Origin of the sequence: Prosthecomicrobium pneumaticum (assembly GCF_014199915.1) — a bacterium.
GTDB classification, from domain to species: domain Bacteria; phylum Pseudomonadota; class Alphaproteobacteria; order Rhizobiales; family Kaistiaceae; genus Prosthecomicrobium; species Prosthecomicrobium pneumaticum.
The window spans coordinates 26,528-50,229 of the sequence record NZ_JACHOO010000013.1; the positions used below are offsets into that span (position 1 = coordinate 26,528).

At 67.9% G+C, this 23,702-nt stretch carries 21 protein-coding genes, 1 tRNA gene and 1 pseudogene; 6 read left to right on the top strand and 17 right to left on the bottom strand.

All coding sequences use genetic code 11. The features are described 5' to 3' along the window. Positions 1-25: 25 nt before the first annotated feature. Together GGQ63_RS20735 and GGQ63_RS20740 are read right to left on the bottom strand one after the other, a co-directional pair. Positions 26-1,201 carry a CobW family GTP-binding protein gene (locus tag GGQ63_RS20735; protein WP_183858536.1) on the bottom strand — a complete coding sequence of 392 codons (1,176 nt, stop codon included), beginning with the start codon at positions 1,199-1,201 and terminating at the stop codon, positions 26-28. After that, complete coding sequence (locus tag GGQ63_RS20740; protein ID WP_183858537.1) at positions 1,194-1,586, bottom strand: transcriptional repressor; 393 nt, start codon at positions 1,584-1,586, stop codon at positions 1,194-1,196. Before GGQ63_RS20740 ends, GGQ63_RS20735 begins: the two co-directional genes overlap by 8 nt. A 235-nt stretch (positions 1,587-1,821) precedes the next feature. Here GGQ63_RS20740 and zigA point away from each other — a divergent pair, with 235 nt between their 5' ends. Beyond that, complete coding sequence (zigA, locus tag GGQ63_RS20745; RefSeq protein WP_183858538.1) at positions 1,822-3,045, top strand: zinc metallochaperone GTPase ZigA; 1,224 nt, start codon at positions 1,822-1,824, stop codon at positions 3,043-3,045. 134 nt (positions 3,046-3,179) lie between these two features. On the opposite strand, the gene GGQ63_RS20750 is transcribed toward zigA, so the two are convergent. From GGQ63_RS20750 to GGQ63_RS20810, 13 genes are all read right to left on the bottom strand, one after another. Continuing rightward, complete coding sequence (locus GGQ63_RS20750) at positions 3,180-3,944, bottom strand: glutamine amidotransferase (RefSeq protein ID WP_183858539.1); 765 nt, start codon at positions 3,942-3,944, stop codon at positions 3,180-3,182. An 88-nt stretch (positions 3,945-4,032) separates the two neighbouring features. Then, the gene (locus GGQ63_RS20755; protein ID WP_183858540.1) at positions 4,033-4,836 is read right to left on the bottom strand and encodes an ABC transporter permease; all 804 of its coding nucleotides are present in this window, start codon (positions 4,834-4,836) and stop codon (positions 4,033-4,035) included. 4 nt (positions 4,837-4,840) lie between these two features. Further along, the gene (locus GGQ63_RS20760; RefSeq protein WP_183858541.1) at positions 4,841-6,133 is read right to left on the bottom strand and encodes an ABC transporter substrate-binding protein; all 1,293 of its coding nucleotides are present in this window, start codon (positions 6,131-6,133) and stop codon (positions 4,841-4,843) included. Positions 6,134-6,165: 32 nt separating this feature from the next. Next, entirely contained in the window at positions 6,166-7,029 is an 864-nt protein-coding gene (locus GGQ63_RS20765) for an ABC transporter permease (RefSeq protein WP_183858542.1), read from the bottom strand. Beyond that, entirely contained in the window at positions 7,022-7,768 is a 747-nt protein-coding gene (locus GGQ63_RS20770) for an ABC transporter ATP-binding protein (protein ID WP_425502097.1), read from the bottom strand. The genes GGQ63_RS20765 and GGQ63_RS20770 overlap by 8 nt, the downstream gene beginning before the upstream one ends. A gap of 73 nt (positions 7,769-7,841) precedes the next feature. Continuing rightward, positions 7,842-8,765 (bottom strand): cyclase family protein, encoded by a 924-nt coding sequence (locus tag GGQ63_RS20775; RefSeq protein ID WP_183858544.1) that lies wholly within the window; start codon positions 8,763-8,765, stop codon positions 7,842-7,844. Positions 8,766-8,803: 38 nt separating this feature from the next. After that, positions 8,804-9,727 (bottom strand): cyclase family protein, encoded by a 924-nt coding sequence (locus GGQ63_RS20780; protein WP_183858545.1) that lies wholly within the window; start codon positions 9,725-9,727, stop codon positions 8,804-8,806. An 83-nt stretch (positions 9,728-9,810) separates the two neighbouring features. Continuing rightward, the gene (locus tag GGQ63_RS20785) at positions 9,811-10,167 is read right to left on the bottom strand and encodes a hypothetical protein (protein ID WP_183858546.1); all 357 of its coding nucleotides are present in this window, start codon (positions 10,165-10,167) and stop codon (positions 9,811-9,813) included. Positions 10,168-10,423: 256 nt separating this feature from the next. Continuing rightward, complete coding sequence (locus tag GGQ63_RS20790) at positions 10,424-11,446, bottom strand: substrate-binding domain-containing protein (RefSeq protein WP_183858547.1); 1,023 nt, start codon at positions 11,444-11,446, stop codon at positions 10,424-10,426. A 253-nt stretch (positions 11,447-11,699) separates the two neighbouring features. Further along, positions 11,700-14,042 carry a glycosyltransferase gene (locus GGQ63_RS20795; RefSeq protein WP_183858548.1) on the bottom strand — a complete coding sequence of 781 codons (2,343 nt, stop codon included), beginning with the start codon at positions 14,040-14,042 and terminating at the stop codon, positions 11,700-11,702. 347 nt (positions 14,043-14,389) lie between these two features. Further along, complete coding sequence (locus GGQ63_RS20800; protein WP_183858549.1) at positions 14,390-15,178, bottom strand: glycosyltransferase family 32 protein; 789 nt, start codon at positions 15,176-15,178, stop codon at positions 14,390-14,392. Positions 15,179-15,227: 49 nt separating this feature from the next. Then, on the bottom strand, positions 15,228-16,019 hold the full coding sequence (locus GGQ63_RS20805) for an FkbM family methyltransferase (RefSeq protein ID WP_183858550.1): 792 nt from the start codon (positions 16,017-16,019) through the stop codon (positions 15,228-15,230). 120 nt (positions 16,020-16,139) lie between these two features. Beyond that, positions 16,140-17,207: an acyltransferase family protein gene (locus tag GGQ63_RS20810; RefSeq protein WP_183858551.1), complete on the bottom strand. Its 1,068-nt coding sequence runs from the start codon at positions 17,205-17,207 to the stop codon at positions 16,140-16,142. Positions 17,208-17,384: 177 nt separating this feature from the next. On the opposite strand from GGQ63_RS20810, the gene GGQ63_RS20815 reads away from it, so the two are divergent. After that, positions 17,385-19,469 carry an acyltransferase family protein gene (locus tag GGQ63_RS20815; protein ID WP_183858552.1) on the top strand — a complete coding sequence of 695 codons (2,085 nt, stop codon included), beginning with the start codon at positions 17,385-17,387 and terminating at the stop codon, positions 19,467-19,469. Positions 19,470-19,556: 87 nt separating this feature from the next. Here the strand turns inward: GGQ63_RS20815 and GGQ63_RS22150 are convergent, their stop codons facing one another. Continuing rightward, a complete protein-coding gene (locus GGQ63_RS22150) occupies positions 19,557-20,429 on the bottom strand; it encodes a hypothetical protein (RefSeq protein WP_183858553.1) in 873 nt (290 codons plus the stop codon). Here GGQ63_RS22150 and GGQ63_RS20825 point away from each other — a divergent pair. Both GGQ63_RS20825 and GGQ63_RS20830 read left to right on the top strand, forming a co-directional pair. Beyond that, positions 20,419-20,818: pseudogene (locus GGQ63_RS20825) on the top strand (transposase); the annotation flags it as partial. The gene GGQ63_RS22150 and the pseudogene GGQ63_RS20825 sit on opposite strands and share 11 nt — an antisense overlap. Positions 20,819-21,089: 271 nt before the next feature. Then, complete coding sequence (locus GGQ63_RS20830) at positions 21,090-21,311, top strand: hypothetical protein (RefSeq protein WP_183858554.1); 222 nt, start codon at positions 21,090-21,092, stop codon at positions 21,309-21,311. Between the two features lie 92 nt (positions 21,312-21,403). On the opposite strand, the gene GGQ63_RS20835 is transcribed toward GGQ63_RS20830, so the two are convergent. Then, positions 21,404-21,478: transfer RNA gene (locus GGQ63_RS20835), tRNA-Thr, on the bottom strand. A 367-nt stretch (positions 21,479-21,845) separates the two neighbouring features. Here GGQ63_RS20835 and GGQ63_RS20840 point away from each other — a divergent pair. Both GGQ63_RS20840 and murA read left to right on the top strand, forming a co-directional pair. Then, positions 21,846-22,061 (top strand): hypothetical protein, encoded by a 216-nt coding sequence (locus GGQ63_RS20840; RefSeq protein WP_183858555.1) that lies wholly within the window; start codon positions 21,846-21,848, stop codon positions 22,059-22,061. Positions 22,062-22,409: 348 nt separating this feature from the next. Then, positions 22,410-23,702, top strand: coding sequence for a UDP-N-acetylglucosamine 1-carboxyvinyltransferase (gene murA / locus GGQ63_RS20845; protein WP_183858556.1), 1,293 nt, complete (start codon positions 22,410-22,412; stop codon positions 23,700-23,702).

A 23,702-nucleotide genomic window follows, 5' to 3' on the forward strand; every position in this document is an offset into this window, starting at 1 on the left:
TCCGGGGTTTGGAGGGGGGCGGGGGTCAGGGGGCCTGGATTCCGATCAGGCGGCCGGCGGCGGAGCGGGCGGCACGCGCGACGCCTGTTCCGAACCCGGCGAGCGCACGGGCGAGCGGCGCCGGGCCACCGTCGAGCGCCACGGCGAACAGGCGTCGCGCCGGCTCGGGCTCGATGCCGTCGGTGATGAAGACGAGGCGGCTCCGCCGGTCGTCGTCCGGCCAGCCCTCGAGACGGACCGGCGGGAACACCGCGTGCTGGACCGCGTGGACGACCACCGGCCGGTCCGGCGTCTCGGCGAGACGGACGAGCCCCTTCGCCCGCAGGAGACGCGGCCCGGCGACGAGGCCGAGCAGATCGAGGAAGCGGCGGAAGCCCTGCGGCCCGACCGCGGCGTCGCGGACGATCGAGAAGGTGCGGAGCCGGGCGCCGTGACGGGTGAAGGCGGGCGTCCCGGAGGTTCCGCCGGGATGCGTTCCCTCCCCTTGCTCCGCACGGATCGCCGCGTCGAGCGCCAGCCAGCCGGTGACGTCCTCGCCGAGCGCGAGAGGCGCATAGGCGCGCGGCCGGAACAGGCCGGCGAGATCGAAGTCCGCCGCGCCGCCGTCGCCGATCGGCGCGGCGGGATTGAGCGCCGCCAGCCGCTGCCGCAGGTCCTCGACGTCGCGCCGCGAGGCGGGATCACGGGCGAGATCGGTCTTCGTCAGGACGAGCCGGTCGGCGAAGGCGATCTGTTTCGCCGCCTCGAAATGACCCTCGATCGCCAGCTCGCCGGTGACGATGTCGACGAGGGTGACGACCCCGGCGAGCGCGAAGCGTGCGGCGACCACGTGATCGCGCAGACCGCCCGCAGCGGCACCGCCGGGGATGAGCTGATTGACGATCGGTGCCGGATCGGCGAGCCCGGTGGTCTCGACGACGACCCGGGAGAACGAGGCGCCGCCCACCGACCGGGCATGGAGCAGATCGTTGAGCGTCGCGCGGATGTCGCCGCCCGCGGTGCAGCACAGGCACCCGGTCGTCGTGCGGGCGATGCGCCCTTCGCCGAGCCGCACCAGATCATGGTCGATCGCAACGTCGCCGAACTCATTGATGACGAGGGCGGTGTCGGCGAAGGCGGGATCGCGTACCAGCCGGTTGAGGAGCGTCGTCTTGCCGGCGCCGAGAAAACCGGTGAGGAGGAAGACGGGCGTCCTATGCATCGGCGCAGGCCTCGCACAGCCCGCGGAGCTCCACCGCCGCCGAGCGCGTCCGGAAGCCCTCGCGGTCGGCGAGGATGCGCAGCACCTGAGGAAGCGCGTCGTCGCGCACCTCGCGGGTGCGGCCGCACCGCGTGCAAATCGTGAAGACCGCGTGGCCCTGGCCGCCGCAGGCCTCGTCGCAGGCGGCGAAGGCGTTGAGGCTCGCGATCCGGTGCACCGTGCCGGCCGCGACCAGGCGGTCGAGCGCGCGATAGACCTGCGCCGGGGACTGCAGCCCCTCGGCGCGCAGCGCCGCGAGCAGGTCATAGGCGCGCATCGGCTGCCCGGCGCGCTGCAGCGCATCGAGAACCAGCGCGCTGTTGCGCCCCGTGCTTCGGCTCTTCACGGCTCGGTTACCCCGATCATGAAACGTTATAACGTTACATTTCCATTGACGAATGTAACAACATAACGTAGGCGATCGTCAAGGGCGACGAGGCCGCCCGCGGCGGCGCCCTCCGGACGCGCCTGCCGCGGTCACGCCGGTTGCCGCCCGCACGATCCGCCGATCGGGGCGCCCGCCGGTCTTCCGCGTCCGGCCCGCGCCGTCGATCCTCTCCCCGCAAAGAGAGAACACCGCCATGCTCGACCGTGTCCCCCCTGCGAACCGTCTTCCCGTCACCGTGCTGTCCGGCTTTCTCGGCGCCGGCAAGACGACGCTGCTCAATCACGTGCTCCACAACCGCGAGGGCCGGCGGGTCGCGGTGATCGTCAACGACATGAGCGAGGTGAACATCGACGCCGCGCTGGTGCGCGAGGGCGGCGCCGACCTGTCGCGCACCGAGGAACAGCTCGTCGAAATGACGAATGGCTGCATCTGCTGCACGCTGCGCGACGATCTTCTGAAGGAGGTGCGGCGGCTCGCCGCCGACGGCCGCTTCGACTATCTGCTGATCGAGGGGACGGGCGTCGCCGAGCCGCTGCCCGTCGCCGCCACCTTCCAGTTCCGCGACGAGCGCGGCGCGAGCCTGTCCGACGTCGCGCGGCTCGACACCATGGTGACGGTCGTCGACGCGGCAAACCTCCTCAAGGACTATTCGTCGCGCGATTTCCTGCGCGACCGGGGCGAGACGGCGGGCGCCGGCGACGAGCGTGCCCTCGTCGACCTGCTCGTCGAGCAGATCGAGTTCGCCGACGTGATCGTGCTCAACAAGGTGTCGGCGACGACGCCGCACGAGCGCGACCTCGCGCGAAAGATCATCCGCGCGCTGAACCCGGAGGCCGACCTCGTCGAGGCCGATTTCGGCCGCGTGCCGCTCGCCCGCGTGCTCGATACCGGCCGCTTCGATTTCGACAGGGCCGAGGCGCATCCGCTCTGGTTCAAGGAACTGAACGGCTTTCGCGACCATGTGCCGGAGACCGAGGAATACGGCATCCGCTCCTTCGTCTATCGCGCCCGGCGGCCCTTCGTGCCGATGGAGCTGAAGGCTTTCATCGACCGGCCATGGCCGGGCGTCGTGCGGGCGAAGGGCTTCTTCTGGCTCGCCACCCGGCCGCGCCATGTCGGCGAGGTCAGCCAGGCGGGAACGCTCGTGCGGACCGGCAAGCGCGGCCTCTGGTGGGCGGCGGTGCCGCCCGCACAATGGCCCGACCATCCGGAATGGCGCGCGGCGATGGCGCCTTATCTCGATCCCCACTGGGGCGACCGGCGGCAGGAGATCGTCTTCATCGGCTGCGACCCGATGGACGAGGCGCGGCTGCGCGCCGACCTCGACGCCTGCCTCGTCCCCGAGACCGACTTCCAGCCGCGGGCCTGGCGCAGCCTCCCCGACCCCTTCCCGAACTGGGAACGGCGCGCGGAGTGAGCGCGCGCCACCCGCAGGCGAGCGCGCGCGACAGCGAGAACCGCAAACACCGGCCTCCTTCCGACCGGCCTATCCGTCGTGCACCGGCGCCGGCCCGAGGCGGGATCCCTGCCCCCGGGCCCTCCGGGTACCTCTCAGGTGCGCTGCGCGAGCCAGGCGAAGGCCTGGCGCCAGAGCGTCGCGTAGCCGGGCCAGCGGGAGAATTCGTCGGGCAGCCAGTGCGGCGCGACGTCGGTGGTCCACGCCATGGTGCGGCCCTTGCCGTGCGTGCCGACCGCCAGCACCGGATGACCGCCGGACGCCGCCGGCATGCCGACGAGCAGCGTCGCATCGGGCTTCACCGTCACGGTGTTGAGGCCGAGCAGGTAGGGCCACTCCCCCTTGATGCCGGCAAGGATCGGGTGATCGGCGAGCGGCACGGGCGAGAACCCTTCCGGCACTTCGAGGCGGTCGTCCTGCGGCGCGATCGACACCGGCAGAATCGTCTCGATCGGCGTGCCGTGATAGCGCGCGCCGCCATTGAGGCCCTGGAAGCTGTAATAGCCGCCCGCCATCACCAGCGCACCGCCCTCTTCCACCCATTCGGCGAGCAGCTTCAGCCGGTTCGGGGTACGCTGGCCGCGCAGGAACGTATCGGGATGAAGCAGCATCGAATTCGCCCCGATATCGCTCAGCATCACGACATCATAGGCGGCGAGCGCCTCGCGCGTCGCGGGGAACTGCGCCGGCACCTGCGGCGCAGGCAGATGGACGAGATCGACATCGCTGTCCTCGAGCGCCGCCTGCAGCGGGCCGACGCCGGTCTGATAGTCGGATGTCGCGAACTGGTCGAACCCCTTGGTGTGGATCGTTCCGGCCGTCCAGGCCTCGCCGGCGAGCAGAACCTTGATCTTAGACATTATGGGCATTTCCTATCACTCAAGGGGGATACGGCCGCGGCGCATGCACCGGCGGCTCGTTCTTGCGAGCCGTGAAGCGCGGCGTCGGTCAGTTCGGCATCCAGCGGGTCAGCCGGCGGATGGCCGCGACGAGCAGCAGGTCCACCACCACGGCCGAGAGCGCCAGCCAGAGGATGCCGACGATGATCGCATCGAGCGCCTGGAAGGAGACCATCGCGCTGAACACCTTGCCCATGCCGTAGCGGCCGCCCATCAGCTCGGCGACGACCTGCACACTCCAGGCGATGCCGATCGCGACCCGGATGCCGCCGACGATGGTCGGCAGCATGGCGGGAAGGACGACGGTGCGGAACACCCGGTTGCCGGAGGCTCCGAGCGTCGCGGCGAAGGTCGGCAGCAGCGGCTCGACATTGCTCGCCGCGTTGAGCGTCGTCACCACCATCATGACGAAGGCGTAGTAGCCTACCATCAGAAGTTGCGAGCTGTTGCCCGGACCGATCCAGATCAGGATGAAGGGGATGGCGGCGAGCGGGGGAATGGTCCGCAGCAGCTCGATCGGCACCTCGGCAATGCCGCGGACCAGCCGGTAGCGCGCCATGGCGAGCCCGACCAGGATGCCGGCGGAGCAGCCGAGGGCAGCACCGCCGAGCGTATAGAGCACGGTGTGGACGAGATGCGGCAGATAGCCCGCATCGCCGCCACCCTGAAAGCTCAGGGTGGGGCTTTTCGTCATCAGCGGCAGGAACTGGGCCGCCACCTGTCCGATCGAGGGCAGCCGATGCGCACCGAGCGCGGCGGAGGAGAGCTCCCACGTCGTGGCTGCGATGAGGAGGCCGAGAACATACCAGGGGTAGGTCCTCAGCACTTCGCGGGAGCGCGCAACGGCCGTCATCGGTTCAGCCGCCGGTCGCCGCGGAGGCGAAGCGATAGGCGTCGAGGAAGTCGAACGCGGCGTAGAACGCCTTCGCCTTCTCGATCAGCTCGCCCGCTTCGGCCGACAGGTCCTTGCCCTCGACGCCGGCCAGGATCTCGTCCGTCTTCTTCTTGTAGTCGAGCAGGTCGGCATAGACCTTCTGGGCGACCGTGGTCTGGTCCCACTTGACCTCGCCCGGCTGGAACAGCCCCTGCTCCTCATAGATCTTGATCGCCGAGCCGATCACATATTCCGCGTTGAGCGGGTTCGCCTTGTCGAGGATCCAGCCCTCCTGCTGGTCGAAGGTCCAGAACGGATCGAGCCCCGAATAGGCGACCTTCGCCATGGCGTTCTCGAAACTCGTGCCCGCGACGCTGTTGAGGAAGGGCGTGTGGATCGCGGCCGCATCGTCGGGATGATCGGCGATGAACTGGTTGATCCGGAAGCCGACCGAGGCGATGCGCAGCACGGTGTCGTAATTCGCCTCGATCCAGGCGTCGCTGGCGAGCCAGCCGTCATGGAAGACCGCGCGCAGTTCGACGCTGTCGGGGCTCGCGGCCGCATAGGCGGCGAGATCGCCCGAAGTGAGGATCGGCTTGAAGCCGGCGGTCTCGAGCGTCATCCGGGAGGGCACGCCGCCGACCTGGAAATCGGCGCGGCCCGCCTGCATCAGCGCGACATTGGCGGAATCGCCCGGTGCGCCGACCGCATCCACATCGGCGAGGGTCAGCGCGCCCTTCTGCAGCGCGAGATCGATGAACCCCTTGATGGCCGCCTCGGTCGGGAAGGCGAAGCGCTTGCCCTTCAGCTGCGCCATCGTCGACCGGTAGGCCTCGTCCGGGGCCTGGCCCTCGGCGACGAACTCGGCGAAGGACTTCGCCCCGCTGTCGGCCTGCGCCATGATCGCATAGCCCTGGAAGATGTCGGCGTAGAAGAACACCTTGAAGGGCGGCAGCGACTTGATCGCCGGCAGCATCATCTGGGCGGAACCGGACAGCACGTCGACGCGGCCGGACGCGAACACGCCCGGGCCGTCCTCGGCGTTGACGACGATGCCGCGGTCATCCGGCGTGAAGGTGATGCCGACTTCCTTGAACCAGCCCTTGTCGAGGCCGATGATCGCCTGGGTGTGGTCGTAATAGGGAAGATGGCCGTAGCGCACCTCGACGCTCGGAATCTCCGGCGCGGTCTGGGCGAAGGCCGCACCGGTGAAGAGGCTGGCGCCGGCGAGCAGCATGGCCGCCCCGAAGCGTATCAACCGTCGATCGTATTGCATTGTCGTTTTCCCTGTCTTCTTCGGCATTGATCTTATTTCTGTCGCGGAACCCATCGCGTCAGCGATCGTGCGACGAGGGCAAGTGCCCGGTCGAATATGTATGTGTAAAACATGATCAGGATGACGATCAGGATCATGCGACTGGTGTCGAGATACTGTTGCGCCAGGATAAGGATACGGCCGAGACCCGATTGCGCCGCGAGAAATTCTGCGGCGAGCAGGATCGCCCAGGCGAGACCAAGCACGACACGTAGCCCGCCGACGAGTTCCGGGACCATCGCCGGCACGACGACCGTGCGGTAGACGGTGGCCGCCGACGCCCCGAGCGTCCGGGCATAGGTCTGGACGAGCGGGCTGACATTGCGGATCGCCTCGAGCGCGTTCACGAACACCATCGAAGCGACCGCGAAGGCGACGAAGGAGACCGCCCCCGTCCGCGTGCCGCCGAACCAGGACAGGAAGAGCGGCAGCAGCGAAAGCAGCGGGATGATCCGCACCAGCAGCAGCGGTCCCTCGAAGACGAGACGCAGCCGGCGGCTCCAGCCGAGCAGCAGCGCGAGGCCGACGCCGATCGCCCCGCCGATGGCGAGGCCACCGAGCAGCGTCGCCATGCTGACCGCCGAATGATAGGCGATCACGCCGAGCGCATTGGCGTAGCTCAGCTCCGTTCCCGGCCCGGCGAACACGGCGAGACGGGGGATCGCGGCGACGACATCGAGCGGCGACGGCAGGAGAATGTCCGGCCGTGCGGCATGGGCGGCGACATAGGCCGAGGCGATCCACCATGCCGCGAGGAGGACGAGCACGACGGCGAAGCCGAGCGGCCGTCCGTCGCGCCCGGCGGCGGGCCCTGTCCTGCGCGGTGGGCGGGGGGCGGCGTCCATCACCTCAGCCATCGTGCCCCCGCGCCGCCGGCGCGTGCCCGCCCTCGAGCAGCGCCCACAGTTCCGCCTTGAGATCGGAAAAGGCTGGCTCGATCCGCAACGCGCTGTCGCGCGGGCGGCCGAAGGGCACATCGACGATGCGGCGGATCCGGCCGCGCTCCATGACGACGATGCGGTCGGCGAGGAAGAGCGCCTCCTCGATGTCGTGCGTCACGAAGACGGTGGCGCGCGGCTCGCGCGTGTGGATCCGCAGCACCTCCTCCTGCAACTGGCACTTGGTCGGGTAGTCGAGCGCCCCGAACGGCTCGTCCATCAGCAGGACGTCGGGATTGTTGGCGAGCACGGTGGCGATCTGGCAGCGCTTGCGCATGCCGCCGGAGAGCTCCTTCGGATAAAGCTCGGCGAAATCGGCGAGACCGACGAGCCGGATGTAGCGCTCCGCGTGATCGCGCCGTTCGGCCTTCGGCATGCCCTGGATCTCGAGGCCGTATTCGACGTTCCGGCGCACCGTGCGCCAGTAGAAGATCGCGTCTCCCTGGAAGACGACGCCGCGATCCCGGCCGGGGCCGTGGACCTCCTTGCCGTGCAGCAGGATGCGGCCCTGGCTCGGCTCGGCGAGCCCGGCGATCTGGTTGAGCAGCGTGGTCTTGCCGCATCCCGACGGTCCGATGACGGCGATGAACTCGCCCTCGGCGATGTCGAGGTCGACACCGGAGAGCGCGACGATCTCGGCGCCGCGCTCCGTCTTCATGACCTTGCGCACGCCCTGGAGCCGGATGTGCGGCGGTGCGCCGGCGGTCTGCGCTGCGAGCATCGCCTCCTCCTCAGGTGATGGCCAGCAGACGCAGCGGCGAGCCGGTGGCGCCCTTGATCTTGAGCGGCGCCGCGACGATCAGGAATTCGTAGATCCTCCTGTCGACGATCTCCTGCATGTTGACGTTTTCCATCAACCGGATGCCGGCCTTGACCAGCATCGAGATGTGCATCGGCAGGGCTTCGCCGGGATTCTCGTAGGGGATGGGATCGGTGGCGAACTGGTCGACGCCCCAGCAGATGATGTTCTTCTCGACGGCCCATGGGCCGCAGGCTTTGCCGAGGCCCGGCTCGCCCTGCATCATCGTGTCCGGGTCGAGCCAGTGCTTGCCCCAGCCGGTATGAACGAGGACGACGTCGCCCTCCTCCACCGTGGTTCCCTGCGCCGCGAGCGCCGCATCGAGTTCGTCGGGCTGGATCGCATAGCCCATCGGCAGCATGTCGACGCCCTTGAAGCCGGCGACATCGATCAGGATGCCGCGCGCGATCATCGGCGGCATGGTCTCGAGGCCGAGCCTCGAGGTACCGAAGGTGGACACCACCTCCTTGTTGCGGATTCCGTTGTAGAGCAGATAGTCGCCGTCCGGCTGCAACTCGCCGATATGGTTGAACTGATCGATGTGGGTGCCGGTATGATCGCTGATCGACAGGCGGAGATTCTGGGCCGAATAGCCGTTCTTCATCTCACCCATGCGCTTGTTGTGCCACTCGACCCCGTTCTCGAGCGTGTACTGGGTGTTGGTGAAGGGCGAGCCATGAAAGCCCGGGATCGGAATATCCTGATCGATCACGAAGGAGAGATCGTAGATCACACCCGTGCGGACCAGCCGGACCGCCTTCAGGATCGATTCCGGCGTGATGAGATTGAACGCACCGATCTGGTCGTCGGCCCCGAAGCGCGACGGATACCAGTTCTCGAAAGACCACTCGCTCATCGAGATGTCCCTGCTGTTCCGGATTCTTCTGACGGTGACTAGACGAGCGCGATCAGACGGATCGGCGAGCCGGTGGCGCCGCGGATCTTGAGCGGCGCGGCGATCACCATGAACTCGTAGACCTTCTCGTCGACGATCGGCGCCATGTTGACGTTCTCCATCAGCCGGATGCCGGCCTTGGTGAGCATCGCGATGTGCATCGGCAGCGCCTCGCCGGGCGTCTCATAGGGCACAGGGTCGGTCGCGAACTGGTCGAGGCCCCAGCAGATGATGTTCTTCCCGATCGCCCATTCCGCGCAGGCCTTGCCGAGACCGGGCTCGCCTTCCATCATCTTCTTCGGCTGCCGCCAGTTGCGGGCCCAGCCGGTATGGACGAGGACGACATCGCCTTCCTTCACCACCGTGCCCTGGGCGGCGAGCACCGCGTCGAGCTCCTCGGGCTGGATGGCATAGCCGGGCGGGAGCATGTCGACGCCCTTGTGGCCGGCGACATCGATCAGCACGCCGCGCGCGATCATCGGCGGCATGGTCTCGATGCCGAGCTTCGAGGTACCGAAGGTCGAGATGACGTCCTTGTTGCGGATGCCGTTGTAGAGCAGGAAATCACCGTCGGCCTGCTGCTCGCCGACATGGTTCAGCTGGTCGATATGCGTGCCGGAGTGATCGCTGATGGCGAGGCGCAGGTTCTGCGCCGAAAAGCCGTTCGTCATGCGATCCATGGCGAGGTGGTGCCATTCTGCGCCGTTCTCCAGCGAATACTGGGTGTTGGCGAAGAACGAGCCATGGAAGCTCGGGATCGGCATGTCCTGTTCCATGACGAAGGAGAGGTCGTAGATCACCCCCTTCTTGACCAGGCCGAACGCCGCCTTGACGGTCTGCGGCGTGACGAGGTTGAGCGCCCCTATGACGTCGTCCGCGCCGAAGCGCGACGGATACCAGTTCTCCAGCGACCAAGCGTTCATCGGATCATCCCTGCTGTTCCCCACCGGCTTTGCCGGCCGTCGGAAAGGCGGTTTCCGCCTTTCCGTTCCGCTCCGTCTTCGCCTCAGCCCTCGGGCATCGGCGGCCGCGCGCCCTCGGGCAGCAGCGCCGGGACGATCTTCGAGCCGTAGATGACCTGCAGCGTCGATTCATCGATCAGCTGCGCAATCGTCTCCTGCACATAGGCCATGCCCGGCCCCTGCGCGGTCTTGCTCCAGGCGTGGAAGTCCTCGACCTCGATGTCTTCGACGACATGCACGGAGGGCTCGCCCTTTTCGGCCCCTTCGATGGCATAGACCTCGAAACGGATCATCCCCGGCTGACCCGGCGTAATACGCTGATCGATCTCAGTCGACCACGCCTTGTAGCGCTCGAGCGTGACGCCCGGCTTCAGTTTGTACATGACGAAGATTTTGTGCACCGGCTATGCCTCCGTGGTTTTCTTATATGTAACCGTTTCCACATGCAGCAACAGGAATCCACACTCTTCCGCTTATGGCAAGACTGAAAATTTGATCGATAATTATTTCGTCATCTGATCAAATGACGTGCATATGCGACCCCTCCTCCGGCTGCCGCCGTGAGAAGGGCGTCCCTGTTTCACATGCAGATCATCTTTTGCGCCGTCCGATCGCCGGACGGCGCGCAGGCGCACGATCCTCGCCTGGACCGGGCGGTCAGGCTTCTTCGTCTACGGAGACCCGGGCGCCCGACGAACGCCGGACGATCAGCCACGGCGCCAGCACGACATCGCGCGGGGGGCCGGAATAGGACTCGTTCATCCGCTCGAGCAGCATGTTCATGGCGAAGCTGCCCATTGTGTAGACGGGCTGAGTGAGCACGGTCAGGAAGGGATCGAGGTCGGAGGCAATCTCCACATCGTCGAAGCCGGCGAGCGCGATGTCTCCCGGCACGGCGAATCCGTGCCGGCGCAGGGCGCGCATCGCCCCGACCGACATGAAGCTGTTGGCACCGAGAACGGCCGAGAACGGCACCTTTCGCCGGATCAGCTCGTCGACCCGCCGTTCCGCGTCCTGGACCAGCCAGGTACCATGCGTCACGAGCCGGTCGTCGCCGACAATGCCGCGTTCCCTGAGCGCCGCCTGGAAGCCGACCAGGCGGTCGCGGGCCGGATAGGTCTCCATATCGCCGTTCACCAGCGCGATCCGCCTGTGGCCGAGATCGAGCAGATGCTCGGTCAGCGTCTTCATGCCGTTAATGCTGTCACCCCGCACGATGTCGGCGGGGAAATCGTCGACGAAGCGGTCGACGAGCACGACCGGAATGTCGCGCTGCAGAAGCGGCTGCAGCGGCCGAGGCGATCGGTTGACCGAGGCAACGATCACACCGTCAACCGAACTGCCGATCAGGAGATCGATATAGGCGCGCTGCTTTTCGAGCGAGTCGTCCGTATTGCAGATGATGAGATGATAGCCATTCTTGTTTGCGACATCCTCGATACCACGTGCAGCGTAGACGAAATAGGTGCTGACGATCTGGGGAACGAGGAGAGCGACGAGTCCGGAGCGCTTCGTCTTGAGACCCCGGGCCATGACGTTCGGGATATAGTGCAGTTCCTCGGCCGCCCGAAGCACGGCGACACGCGCGGCCTCGCTGACATAGCCCCGGTTGGACAACACCCGGGAGACCGTTGCAATGGACACGCCCGCGCGCTTGCTGACTTCACGGATGCTCGACACGCGAAACTTCCCTGTGTGGAAACGTTCCCCTCATGAGCGGATTGGTCCCGGCGGTCAAGCGCTGCTCCGGCCGCGCAGGATACGCCCCCGTGCGCCCCTTGCGCGATCATCGTGAAGCCCCCGAAGCCGCGTCCTCGCGCCGCGGTCGGCCCGACGGCCGCTCCCATTGTCCTTCTCGCGAGCGGCCAGAAGGGTCCGGGACGGATTCCGGAGAAGCCGGCGACCAAGTGCGTGCGGCGGAGGTCGAGCGAGACTAACTCCAGATCATCTTTCTCGCGGCGCGCTGCAGACGGCGGGCCGCGAGCCAGTAGGAGATGTTGTAGGGATGGCGAAAAGCGATGCGTTGCCAGGATTGCCGGAACGAGGCGAGATCGAGAATCCGCTCGCGCGAGCGCATCTGGCGGGGCAGCGCCGCAAAGGCGAGCGCTGCGAGGTCCATCGTCTCGCTCCGCTCGGCGCCGACCCGCCCGAGCCGCCGCAGGACGGCCATGTCGGTGTAGGACAGGCGCAGCGCGCGGAGCGCGACGCGCCACGAAGTCGGACCGGCACAGGCCTCCCGGAGCGCGCGCTCCGATCGGAGATGGGCGGGCAAAATCGAGAGGCAGAGCGTCTCGACCGAAAGAGTCGTGTCGAGTTCGCTCATTGTCACGCGAAGCGAACGCGACAGGGCGAACTGAAGCGCCGGGCGGAGCGCCCCCGGTACCGCGTCGAGATAGGGCCTCAGCGAGCGCACGAAGTCGACATCCGCGAAGGCGCGGCCGCGCAGCATCGCGTCGTCGCTCTCCCGATACCAGAACAGCGGCTCGGGCACGTTGACGATGGTGAGCCCCATCAGGGAAGCGCGTCCGAAGATCTCCCAATCCTCATGGCCGACGCCATAATCCTCGGTGAAGCCGCCCGTCGCCTCCAGCGCTGAACGGCGGAAACAGGCATGGGCGTCGCCGAACCCGTTGAGATAGAGCCCCATGCCGGTGCCGTTGCCCACAAAGGCCCAGACGCGGCCCGCCTCGCGGCTCCGTCCCGCCGGCCGCTCGCCGCGGTAGGGCGCCATGGTGCAGGTGGCGATGTCCGCGCCGGAGGTGAGGATCGCCCGGACATAGGTCTCGACGAGATCGGGCGGCGAATAATTGTCGTCATCATGAAAGATGACGAGATCACCCGTCGCAGCGCGCCAGCCGGCATTGCGCGCCGCGCCGAGATACTGGTTGCCCTGACGAATGATCGTCCAGCCGGCGGCGCGGAACTCCGCTTCGAGGCCATCGAGCTGTGCGAGCGCTGCCGGGTCTGTACTGCCATCGTCGACGACCACGACCTCGAGAGGCTGCCAGGTCTGGGCGCGCAGCCCCTGCAACGCCTCGGCAAGGGCTCTCGGACGGTTGAAGGTCGTCACGACCACCGAGACCCGTGGCCGCCGGCTCTCGTCAGAGCGGGCCGGGCGGACGACCCTTTCTGCAACCGCCCGCCAAGCGGAAGCAACGTCCTCATCCTTGAAGGCCGAATCGGCGGCGACGGCGCCCCCGCCGACCGCTCTCACGATGGCGGCCACGAGATCGAGAGGCCGTGGCTCGAACAGGACGGCCTCCCGGTTGTCCTCTGCGACCAACTCCGGGATCCCACCGACCTTCGCGGCGAGAAAGGGAATGCCGAGCGCGATGCACTCGCGTACCGTCATCGGCGAATTCTCGGTGAGAGAAGGCATCACGGCGAGGCGGCCGCGTCCCTGCAGATAGGCGAGCGCCTCGTGCGAACCGAGATTGTCGAGCGTCCGCCAGTCGGCAAAGCCGGGCGGACGGCTCTCCGCAATGAAGGACAGCGCCCAGCCGGGCCGATCGCCGGGCTTGCCGAGGAAGGTGACCTTCAGCCGGGCGGCCGTCTCCTTGGGCAGTTGTGCAAGAGCCTTGACGAAGATCATCAACCCCTTGCGGCGCTCGAGGCGGCCGAAGAAGACCAGTTCGTCGATCGGTTCGTGCGGATCACGCCGCGGGCCGGACGGCCGTATCGAGAAAGGGTTGGGGATCATCCGGACGTCCTCGGGAAGGACCCAGGCTTCCCTCCGGAGATGGTCGAGCATGTAGAGGCTCGGGCTGATCACCACGTCGGCGAGCGCCACCGCCTGGCGCTCGGCGGAATCGAGGATGATGTCGTCGATCGACTCCGGGAAGTGCATGCCTCCGGAAGAGTGCCAGTTGGTCGGCGAATGCGTCCCGACGATCATGGTCGTGGTCTGGAAATCGAGCCCGGCACGCTTGGCCTGGATTGCGTAAAGGCCGGCAGCGCGCCATTCGGGGAAGTAGACGACGTCGAACCGCCTCGTCTTCAGCCACTGCCAGACGTTCCAGGGCCGCTGCAAGATCGGGCGCACGCCGCTCTGCCTCGCCTCGGGGCACATGACGAAGGTGATGCCGAGATCGTCATAGACCCGGAGCCAGCCCTTGTCCGGCGTCTCCTGATAGCCGTCATTGGCATAGAGGATCGTCACTTCGTGGCCGGCCGCCCGCCAGAGCTTGGCGATCTCGAAGCAGGCGGTACCGATGCCGCCATTGCGGATCGGGCCGACAATGTCGGGCGTGGCGATGCAGATCGACCGAGCCGTCATGAAGTATGGCGCCGACTCTGCACGGGCGAGGGGCAAGCGGCCCCGCGGCCGATCGCCCCGCGTCGGAGCGAAGTCGGGCGAGCCTCCGCCGCGAGGATCCCGCTTGTCGAGGTTCCTTCGCCCGGACGTCCGAGGCGGCGTCTTCCCGCGGGAGTGCACGGGCCGCGAACCTCGATCGCCCTCGACGAGCCGAAACGCTCCGTCCACCGGATGACCGTCTTCATCGTCCCCTCGTCCCCGCAGCCGATCGTTCCTGAAGCACATCGGTGACGCGAAGGAAACTCCCCTCTTGCCGCAACGCACTCATGGCGGTGACCGGACCGCCCGCGCCGGAAGAAGACGGCCGGCTAATCGTCCCACTGCTCGGCTTCCCAACTGTGTGTCCAGTAGGTGACGAGCGAGGCGCCGGGAAAGAGCGTCTGCTTTTCCTCCTCGCTGAAGCCGCGGCCGTCCCGGACGATCCGCCGCCGGATGTAGTGCTGGTGGATCGGATCGGTCCAGTCGACCGGATAGAAGAGGCGCGGATGGGCGACCATGATGTCGGTCTGCCTCAGAGCGGCCGGATCGACCTTCATGCTGAGAAAGACGTGCGCCATTCTCGCCCGGCACTCGGCATTGAGATCCGGGTCCGTATAGATGTCGAAAGCCCGCTTGATGATCTCGGGGCCGGTCTTGATCTCGGGCCGGGTCAACTGCGGAGCCCGGTCGAGCAGGACCTGAATCACGAACAGCCAGAACTCCTGCCGCGGCGCCGACATCAGGATGGCGTTGGGCATCGAATGGGAGAAGTGGGGATCGACGCCCATGCGGCCGAGGATGACGTCCGCCTCGTTCAGATGCTGATCGAGCGGCCTCAGACACTCCGTGTCGAGATCGATGTAGATCCCCCCGAACGTGTAGAGGAAAAAATACCGAACCGCGTCCGCCCGCATGATGTTCGCCTCATAGGCATCATACGTCTTGAGGAACCACGGATGATAGGAGTGGATGAAGCGGCGGTTGTCTTCGTCATCCCAGATGATGTGGCGATAAGTTGGGTTCTGGTCGATGATCGTCTGGCGCCAGGCGCGATAGAGGCCAGGCATCTCATGGCGGGACTTCCATGTCTGGAAGACGATCCTTGGGATTCGTTCCATGCCTGTCCTTCCTCAAGGGAACGCCACGGGCGGGCACACCAGCTGCCGGTCAGCCGGCCGGCCGTGCGATGTAGTCGGTCTGCTTGTCGTTATGGGAGAACAGGACGTCGATCCGGTAGCCGGCCCCTTCGAGGAGCCCCCGAACCTCCCCGAGCGAGACACCGTGATGGGCGGAGAGATGATCCTCCCACTCGAACAGAATGGTCGGCCGGTGCCGGGCGATCGTCTCGCGCGCCCCGAGGAGCACCCGGCCGTCCGCGCCCTGAACATCGACCTTCATCAGGGTGAGGTCGGCAAGAGCGAGATCGTCGATCCGGATCGTGTGGACCCGGTTGAGCCCCGTTCCCCGCTCGCTGAAGGAGAGCGATCCGACATTGTCCGTGGCGCCGAAGTCGAGATGGCCGGAGGGGTCGAGCGGGATCGCGATGTCCTGCTCGTCCGGCGGGCTGAGCGACATGGTGGTGTGCGCGTCATAGGCACAGGCATTGATCGGCGTGATGTTCGGCCGGATGAGCGTGTTGAGCGTCAGAATCCGGAAGGACTCGAAATTGGGCTCGATGGAAACGACCCGGTCGAAGTGTTTCGCCATCACGCAGCTGATCACGCCGAACTGGGCGCCGACATCGAGCGCCGTTCCGCGCCGCGATGCGAACGACTCGATCACAGGGTAGAGAAAATAGTCCCAGGCGCCATGCGCGACCATCGCATCGCCGATGATGTCGCCGCGTCGCACGAAGACCGGCCCGGTCCGCGTTGCGGCGAGCGTCAGGCCTTCGCCGGACTGGCGCTCGAGGAATTGGTAGAGCCACTGGGTCGCCAGTTCGATCAGCCCGTTCTGCATTGTTCCTCGCGCCGCCTCACCGCACTGATTGTCGCCGGGACCCAGCTTCCCTGAGGCGCCATCCCCCTCGATCGATCCGCCACGGCAACCTCGGGCGGCCGCTCACCAAGCCCGCCGTCGTCATCCCGTCGCGGCCTCTCGCGGGGCGGATGAGGGACGCACGAGAATCCCCTCCACGAACCGGAAGCTCGCCCAGGAGACGAGGGCGAGCATGGCGAGGTAGGGGAAGAGCAGGGGACTCCAGACCGGAATGCGGTCGAAATCCCGCGTGCCGAAGAGGCCGAGCAAGAGGATGCCGTGCCAGACATAGATGCTGTAGCAGGCGACTCCGAGGGCTTGCAGCGGGGGCCAGACGAGCGCGCGGCGGAGCCGGCCACGGCTGACGAGCGCCGCCGCGAGGATCAGCGCGAACCCCAGCGCGGCGAGGCTGATGAATGCTGCCGCGACAAAGCGGGGAAAGAGCCCCCCCGCCCAGAGATGAAAGAGCAGGCCGGCGCAGAGCAGCATGATGAGGCCCGTGGCGGCGGCGAGGCGGGGCGAGCGCGGCAGTCGACCCTGCGCATAGAGCTGGGCGACCAGCATGCCGAGAAGGAACTCGTCGAGACGGCCGGCCGGACCCGCGCTGATCCAGTCGAGATACTGACGCTCGCCGAGCGCGTAGCCGGCGGCGCGGACGAAAGGGCAGAGCAGCACCGCGGCCGCCGTGAGTTGCGGCAGCCGTGCGGGCCTGCGGACGAGGAGCGGAAAGAGGGCGCTGAAGACGAACTCGACCCCAAGGGACCAGAGCACCCAGTTCGCCTGCGGCATGAAGGTCGCGGGGTGGAAAGTGAAGAGGCCCGAAAGGAGCGCCGCGGTCTGAAACAGCAGGCCACGGTCGACCGGCGCGCCGCAGATGAGGACGGTCACGGCGGTCGAGACGGCCGCGACGACATAGAAGAGCGGCGCGAGGCGTCGGACCCTGCGGGCATAGAAGGCACGGGTGCCGGGCGGCAGGCCCCGCGCATAGGGAAGGCTGAGGACAAAACCCGAGAGGACGAAGAAGAGATCGACGCCGAGCCAGCCATTGCCGAGCAGCCATCCGCCGAGAAGGCCGAGATCACCGATGCCGCGGGCGAACAGATGGTGGAAGACGACCGCCGCGATGGCGACACCGCGAAGGCCGTCGACGACATCGATCCGTCCCTGCACCAAAGCCCCCACGGCCAGCCGCCCGGCACTGCTTATAGCGGAACGGCCGGCCCGCGAAATCCCCCTCGCGGCGCGTGGCGCGGCGCGGGTTCGCTGCGCCGGGTCTGCCCTCTTTCCGTCGGCGGCGTTTCGGTTCATGCACGGCGCGCACCGGTGTGCGATGCGAGAGGAGGGCGGATGGGACGGGGACGGGACGGAATGGTGCTGGCGATTCAGGCGCTCCGCGCCTTCGCCGTGCTCTCCGTGGTCGTCGATCATGCCTTTCCCGGCCTTTGGCCGGGCGGCTTCGTCGGCGTCGACGTCTTCTTCGTCATCTCCGGCTGCCTGATGACGACGCACCTCGTCCGCGAACGCGATGCGGGCGCGCTGAGCCTCGCCGGCTTCTATCTGCGCCGCGCGCGGCGCCTGCTGCCCGCGGCTCTGCTCGTGCTCGCGGCGACCGCCGTCGCCACCCTTCTCCTGTTGCCGCCGGCCTGGAGGCCGACGACGCTCGGCGACATCGCCGCTGCCGCGGCCTATGGCGTCAACTGGTGGCTGGTCGCCCGTGCGGTCAGCTATTTCGCCGAAGGCGGACCCGCCTCGCCGGTCAAGCACTTCTGGTCGCTCTCGGTCGAGGAGCAGTTCTACCTCGTCTGGCCGGCGCTCGTGCTCCTTGCCGCTCGGCTCGGGCGGCGCGGCCGCGGCACGACGGCGTCGTCCCTCGCTGTGCTTCTCTCGGCGGTGGTGCTCCTCTCTTTCGCTGCCGCGCTCGTCGCGACGGGGCGGGACAGGACCGCCGCCTATTTCATGACGCAGGGCCGCGTCTGGGAGTTCGCCATGGGCGGGCTCGCGGGCCTTGCGGCCCCTGCCGCGGCGCGGTCGGGGCCTTTGCTGCGCGGCGCGCTCTTTCTCGCCGCATGGCCCGTCCTGTTCGCAGCGGGCTTCCTGCTCGGGCCGAACGCTCGCGTGCCCGGTCTCGATATCGTGCCGGTCACGATCGCCACCTCGGTGCTGTTCGCCCTGGGGGATCAGCATGGTGTCGGGCCGGCGGGCCGGTTGATCGCCTGGCGGCCGGTACAGTGGCTCGGCGCCCGGTCTTATTCGCTCTATCTGTGGCATTGGCCTCTGCTGGTTTTCGCGCCGTTCCTGCTCGGCAGCGGGATCCTGCATCCCTGGCAGGCCGCGCTCTCGGTCCTCGTGAGCCTTGGTCTCGCCGAGCTCACCTACCGGCAGGTGGAGAACCGGTTTCGGGCCGGGCGAGCGGCCCCCCTCCAACGACGCCCCGTGCGGGCGCTCGCCGGATATCTGCTCGCCTCGGCTCTGGTCGCCCTCGCCGCGCTCGGGCTCGCAGCGCGGGAAACCGAGCGTGCCGAAGATGTCGCGGACCGCCTGTTCCAGCTCTCGCAAATGCCCGGACCCTGTTTCGGCGGACGCGCGGCCGAGCCGGGCGCCGACTGCCCGCTGAGCCACCGGCTGACGGACGAGGACTTCGCATTGCAGACCTGGTCGACCCAGCGCGTTGCGGTCCCGAACGGGGCGCTCTGCCAGAACGAGCCCGGCGACGCGGTGCTGCGGCCGTGCGAATGGGGGGCGGCCGAGCCGAAGGTCCGCCGGCGCATCGCCATGCTCGGCGATTCCCATAGCGGCATGTGGGCCGCGGCGATCATTCCCTTCGCCGAAGCGGAGGGCATCCGCATCATCTCCTATCAGGCCTCTTCCTGCGCGGCGACGGACGACCCGCACTCCTTCGCCGTCTATCTCGCCGCCGATCGCCGGGCCGCCTGTCTCGCCTGGCGGCAGGCGGCGACGGCGGCGGTCCTCGCCGATCCCTCGATCGACACCGTCCTCGTGTCCGCCAACGCCCACCAGCAGGCGATCTGGACCGGCTCCGGCTGGGCCGAGGACGATGGTGCGGGTTTCGCCCGGCTCTGGATGCGCATCGTGGCGGCGGGCAAGCGGGTGGTGGTGATCGACGATGTCCCGCTCTTGCGGGCCCCTTTGCCGGACTGTCTGGCGCGCCCGCATCCGGACGACGACCCTTGCGCCCGCCCGGCCGCCGAAGTGCCGACGGTCACGCCGCTCGGGCGGGCCGTTGCGCGGTTGAGCACGGACCGCGTGACGTTCCTGTCGCTGCGCGACGTGTTCTGCGACGATGCGCTCTGCCACGCGATCATCGGCGGCATCCCCGCCTATATGGACGCCGACCACATCTCCGCCCCGCTGGCGCGCAGCCTCTCTCCGAGGCTCTACGCCGCGATCATCCGACCCGCGAACGCGCCGTGACCTGCCGTCGGGCGGGTATGCGGGACGGCGCAGAAGCGCCTCGATCAGCCCGACCTGCGGATCGGTGTTGCCGCGCTTCGGCTTCGCCTACACCTCGAACACCTTCTGCACCTCGTCCCCGAAGTGATTGATCACCTTCACGCAGATGCGGCCCGATTTCGGGCGTGGGAAGGGGCGGGAGATGGTGGCGTTCATCTCGTCCCAGGCGGTTTCGTCGATCTCCGCCTTGAGGGCGCGCTTCAGCCCGTCATAGGGGTCCTGACCGACGAAATAGGCCTGGCGAACGAAGAAGCTCTCCTCGTCATAGTCGTCGTCGATGAACCATGCGGCGACGTCGTTCTTCAGCTCGCTGCCGCCGGAGGAGCGCACCTCGCCGGTCGTCGGGTCGAAAATGTCCATGCCCCGGATCTCGACGCGGATCAGATCGCCCTCGGCCTTCAACAGCCTGAGGTCCGGTTCGCCGAAGATGACGAAGAGATTGCCCGCGCCGGTCGCCTTGAGCTTGTCGCCCATGCGCAGGTCCTGGTTCATGCGCGCCTTCAAGACGGTCAGCGCGCCGAAGTTGAGCCGGGTCTCGTCCACTTCCGGGGCGAAGGCGAAGCCGCAGACGATCAGCGTGTCGTAGAGGTCCGCCGCCTCGCGCGCGGCCTTCTTGACGAGGTCGTAGCCGACCGTGTCGTATTCCGGGCCGATGCAGATCGCGGCGCGCTTCAACTCGCCGTTCTCGGTGTAGCGCCCTTCGAAAGGCACCAGACCGGAGCGGGAGACACGGGGGCGCAGCCATTCGAACCTGATCGCCTCGCCCTTCTTGGTGTTCTGCACGCCCGAGGCCATCAGATTGTCGTAGACGACCCGCGCGAAGTCGCTCCCCGGCTCGGCGGACGTCGCCTCCTTCAGCGCTTCGGTGTGAGCATCATCGTCGCCTTCCATGAGCCCGGCGAGGAACGGGTCTTCGCCCATCGCCACCGCCTTCGCCCAGAACGACGCCGAGGCGGCCCGCCGCCAGTGGCGCCTTGTCGCCGACCAGTTGCGCCCCAAGGTGCCCAAGCTCGCCGCCTTGATGGACGAGGCCGAGCCCGACGTGCTGGCCTACATGACCTTCCCGCCCCAGCATCGCGCCAAGCTGCATTCCACCAATCCGCTGGAGCGGCTCAACGGCGAGATCAAGCGCAGGACCGAGGTCGTCGGCATCTTCCCCAACGAGGCCTCCATCGTCCGGCTGGTCGGGGCAATCCTGCTGGAACAGAATGACGAGTGGGCCGTTCAGCGCGCACGATACATGACGCTGGAAACGATCGCCCCCCATCAGCGATGATCCCCTCGTCAGCCTGCCCGCCGTGGCAGCCTGATCAGCCCGGCTCATCCCGGCGGTCGTGGTGACCACTTCAGCTACACCACGCTACGGGACACGATCGCCAAGTCCGTCCGGGACAGTGGTTATTGCTACCATGAGGTGCGCAAGGCCGAATCCGACTTGATCGAGCTCGGCTACCGGAAATTCGACGACGGCGCGACAACTGGCCGACATGAACGAGGCTGGACAGGCGGCCGAAATGCTGTCCACGGGCGTGCAGGCCGCGACATCCGGGCTCGCCCCGGCAGCCCTCGGCGCGCTTCAGCGTGGGCTACAACGGACGGGCGGACTACGCCGCAGACGGCAGACGAAATGGCGCGGCTGCACCAGCTACGCCGACCGCGGCGCCGAGCTTCAGCGCTGCGGCGCTCGCGTTCATGCAGAACCGCCAGGAGGCCGAGCGCATGCGCAAAGCCGAGCAGGAAGCGGAACAGGCGCGGCGCGCGGCGCTGTTCGGAGGCAGCAAACTCGCCGGCCTCTACGGTTGAGCGTGCCCAAGAAAGCGCCCAAAATACTGTCTACCGGGCCACTTTACAAAAGGCCGGCGAGCGTCAAGCAATTGAAAGTGCTGGAGAAGTAATGGTGCTGTGAGAGAGGATTGAACTCTCGACCTCTCCCTTACCAAGGGAGTGCTCTACCACTGAGCTACCACAGCGCCGGCGCGCGGGGCGCGGACGGCGGCCTTACTGCCACAGCGAACCGGCGCAATCAAGCGCGGCGGTGCGGCTTTTCCCGTCGCGATCGACCGCACCGCGGAGATCGGCGCCGGCTCGCCCGCTCCGACCGTGGGGCCGGACGGGGGGCGTGGTCGTGTGCGTCACGTTCTGCAAAGCGGTTTGGCGGCGCGGCCGGCCGGTGCATGCGAGACCCCGCCGCATCCGAAAGGACATGCCCCGCCGGGCACTCGGCGGCAGAGGCTCCGCCGGGGACGGAGCGGCCTGCGCCCTCCTGCCCCTCTGCGTTCGTCCCGTCCTTGCGGCTCCCGTTGGCGTGCCGCGCGGCGTTCGGCTAGGATTCCGGGCATGGACGACTCGCGACCCGGCCACATCCCGAAGCCTCCGGGCAACAACGCCACACCGGGCAGCGGACGACCCGCTCCGGCCGATGCGCGGGCCGAGCGGCTCGCCGCGGCGCTGCGGGCCAATCTGCGCCGCCGCAAGGCGGCCGATGTCGTTTCCGCCGACGACGGCGCGGCGGCGGGCGAGACCGACCCGCCGCCCGCCGCGTCGAAGGACTGAGCGGCCGCTGACGCGCCCAGCCATGCCGAGGGTGCGGCGCGCCCCGGCGGGAGGGAGGCCCGCCGGTCCGAGGATGACACGGCGGCGGAGCCGACCGAACCTCGGCCAGATCGCCGGGACGGGAGAACCGCCCGGGCGAGGGGCGCCGCTCGCTGCCGGATGAGCGGGGATCGGCGATCGGGCCTCTCCGCTTATCCCCTCCCGCCCGGTGATCGCGGTCACACGCGGTGCGTCCGGCCGGGCGGGCAATCTTGAGTCGGCCGCAATCCTCCTTTAGACGAGCCGGATTGCGCATGATGACGCGGCGATCCGCCGCGGCGGCCGCCCCGGCGGCGACAGCGAGGGCACATGGACAGGATCCGCATCGTCGGCGGCAGCCGGCTCTCCGGCACGATTCCGATCTCGGGCGCCAAGAACGCGGCCCTGCCGCTGATGATCGCCAGCCTTCTGACCGACGAGACGCTGACCCTCGACAATGTGCCCCGGCTCGCCGACGTGGCGCTCCTGAAGCGCATCCTCGGCAATCACGGCGTCGACATCACGGTCGATGGCAAGCGCGCCGGCCAGGACGAACTCTCCGGCGAGACCGTCCATCTCTCGGCGAGCACGCTCGTCGATCTGACCGCGCCCTATGAACTCGTCTCGAAGATGCGGGCGAGCTTCTGGGTGATCGGGCCGCTCCTCGCCCGCGAGGGCTATGCCAAGGTCTCGCTGCCCGGCGGCTGCGCCATCGGCACGCGGCCGGTCGACCTCTTCCTCGAGGCGCTCGAGGCGCTCGGCGCCCGGCTCGAGATCGAGGCCGGCTATGTCGTCGCCAAGGCACCCGAGGGCGGCCTGCGCGGCGCCCGCATCACCTTCCCGAAGGTCACGGTGGGCGCCACCCATGTGACGATGATGGCCGCCACCCTCGCCCGCGGCGAGACGGTGATCGAGAACGCCGCGCGGGAGCCGGAAATCGTCGATCTCGCCGACTGCCTCGTCAAGATGGGCGCCCGGATCAGCGGCGCCGGCACGCCGACCATCCGCATCGAGGGCGTCGACCGGCTGTCGGGCGCCCGCCATGCCGTCATGCCGGACCGCATCGAGGCCGGCACCTATGCGATGGCGGTGACGATGACCGGCGGCGACGTGCTGCTCGAGGGCGCACGGCCCGACACGCTCATCCGTCCGCTCGAGGTCCTGCGCGCCGTCGGCGCCGAGATCACCGAGACCAATGCCGGCATTCACATCCACAGGAACGGCGCCGGGCTGAAGCCGGTCGACGTGACGACCGAGCCCTTCCCCGGCTTCCCGACCGACCTGCAGGCGCAGCTGATGGCGCTCGTCTGCAAGGCGGACGGCGTGTCGCACATCCGCGAGACGATCTTCGAGAACCGCTTCATGCACGTTCAGGAACTCGCCCGGCTCGGCGCCGAGATCCATCTCGACGGCCAGGTGGCGACGGTGGTCGGCGTCAAGGCGCTGAAGGGCGCGCCGGTGATGGCGACCGACCTGCGCGCCTCGGTGTCGCTCGTCATCGGCGGCCTCGCCGCGGAGGGCGAGACGATGGTCAACCGCGTCTACCATCTCGACCGCGGCTTCGAGCGGCTCGAGGAAAAACTGTCGCGCTGCGGCGCGACGATCGAACGCATTTCCGGCTGA

Coding starts and splice junctions, on each gene's coding strand:
- GGQ63_RS20735 (WP_183858536.1), bottom strand. CDS start 1,201: ATGCATAGGACGCCCGTCTTCCTCCTCACCGGTTTTCTCGGCGCCGGC.
- zigA (WP_183858538.1), top strand. CDS start 1,822: ATGCTCGACCGTGTCCCCCCTGCGAACCGTCTTCCCGTCACCGTGCTG.
- GGQ63_RS20750 (WP_183858539.1), bottom strand. CDS start 3,944: ATGTCTAAGATCAAGGTTCTGCTCGCCGGCGAGGCCTGGACGGCCGGA.
- GGQ63_RS20755 (WP_183858540.1), bottom strand. CDS start 4,836: ATGACGGCCGTTGCGCGCTCCCGCGAAGTGCTGAGGACCTACCCCTGG.
- GGQ63_RS20760 (WP_183858541.1), bottom strand. CDS start 6,133: ATGCAATACGATCGACGGTTGATACGCTTCGGGGCGGCCATGCTGCTC.
- GGQ63_RS20765 (WP_183858542.1), bottom strand. CDS start 7,029: ATGGCTGAGGTGATGGACGCCGCCCCCCGCCCACCGCGCAGGACAGGG.
- GGQ63_RS20770 (WP_425502097.1), bottom strand. CDS start 7,768: ATGAAGACGGAGCGCGGCGCCGAGATCGTCGCGCTCTCCGGTGTCGAC.
- GGQ63_RS20775 (WP_183858544.1), bottom strand. CDS start 8,765: ATGAGCGAGTGGTCTTTCGAGAACTGGTATCCGTCGCGCTTCGGGGCC.
- GGQ63_RS20780 (WP_183858545.1), bottom strand. CDS start 9,727: ATGAACGCTTGGTCGCTGGAGAACTGGTATCCGTCGCGCTTCGGCGCG.
- GGQ63_RS20795 (WP_183858548.1), bottom strand. CDS start 14,042: ATGACGGCTCGGTCGATCTGCATCGCCACGCCCGACATTGTCGGCCCG.
- GGQ63_RS20800 (WP_183858549.1), bottom strand. CDS start 15,178: ATGGAACGAATCCCAAGGATCGTCTTCCAGACATGGAAGTCCCGCCAT.
- GGQ63_RS20805 (WP_183858550.1), bottom strand. CDS start 16,019: ATGCAGAACGGGCTGATCGAACTGGCGACCCAGTGGCTCTACCAATTC.
- GGQ63_RS20815 (WP_183858552.1), top strand. CDS start 17,385: ATGGGACGGGGACGGGACGGAATGGTGCTGGCGATTCAGGCGCTCCGC.
- GGQ63_RS22150 (WP_183858553.1), bottom strand. CDS start 20,429: ATGGGCGAAGACCCGTTCCTCGCCGGGCTCATGGAAGGCGACGATGAT.
- GGQ63_RS20840 (WP_183858555.1), top strand. CDS start 21,846: ATGGACGACTCGCGACCCGGCCACATCCCGAAGCCTCCGGGCAACAAC.
- murA (WP_183858556.1), top strand. CDS start 22,410: ATGGACAGGATCCGCATCGTCGGCGGCAGCCGGCTCTCCGGCACGATT.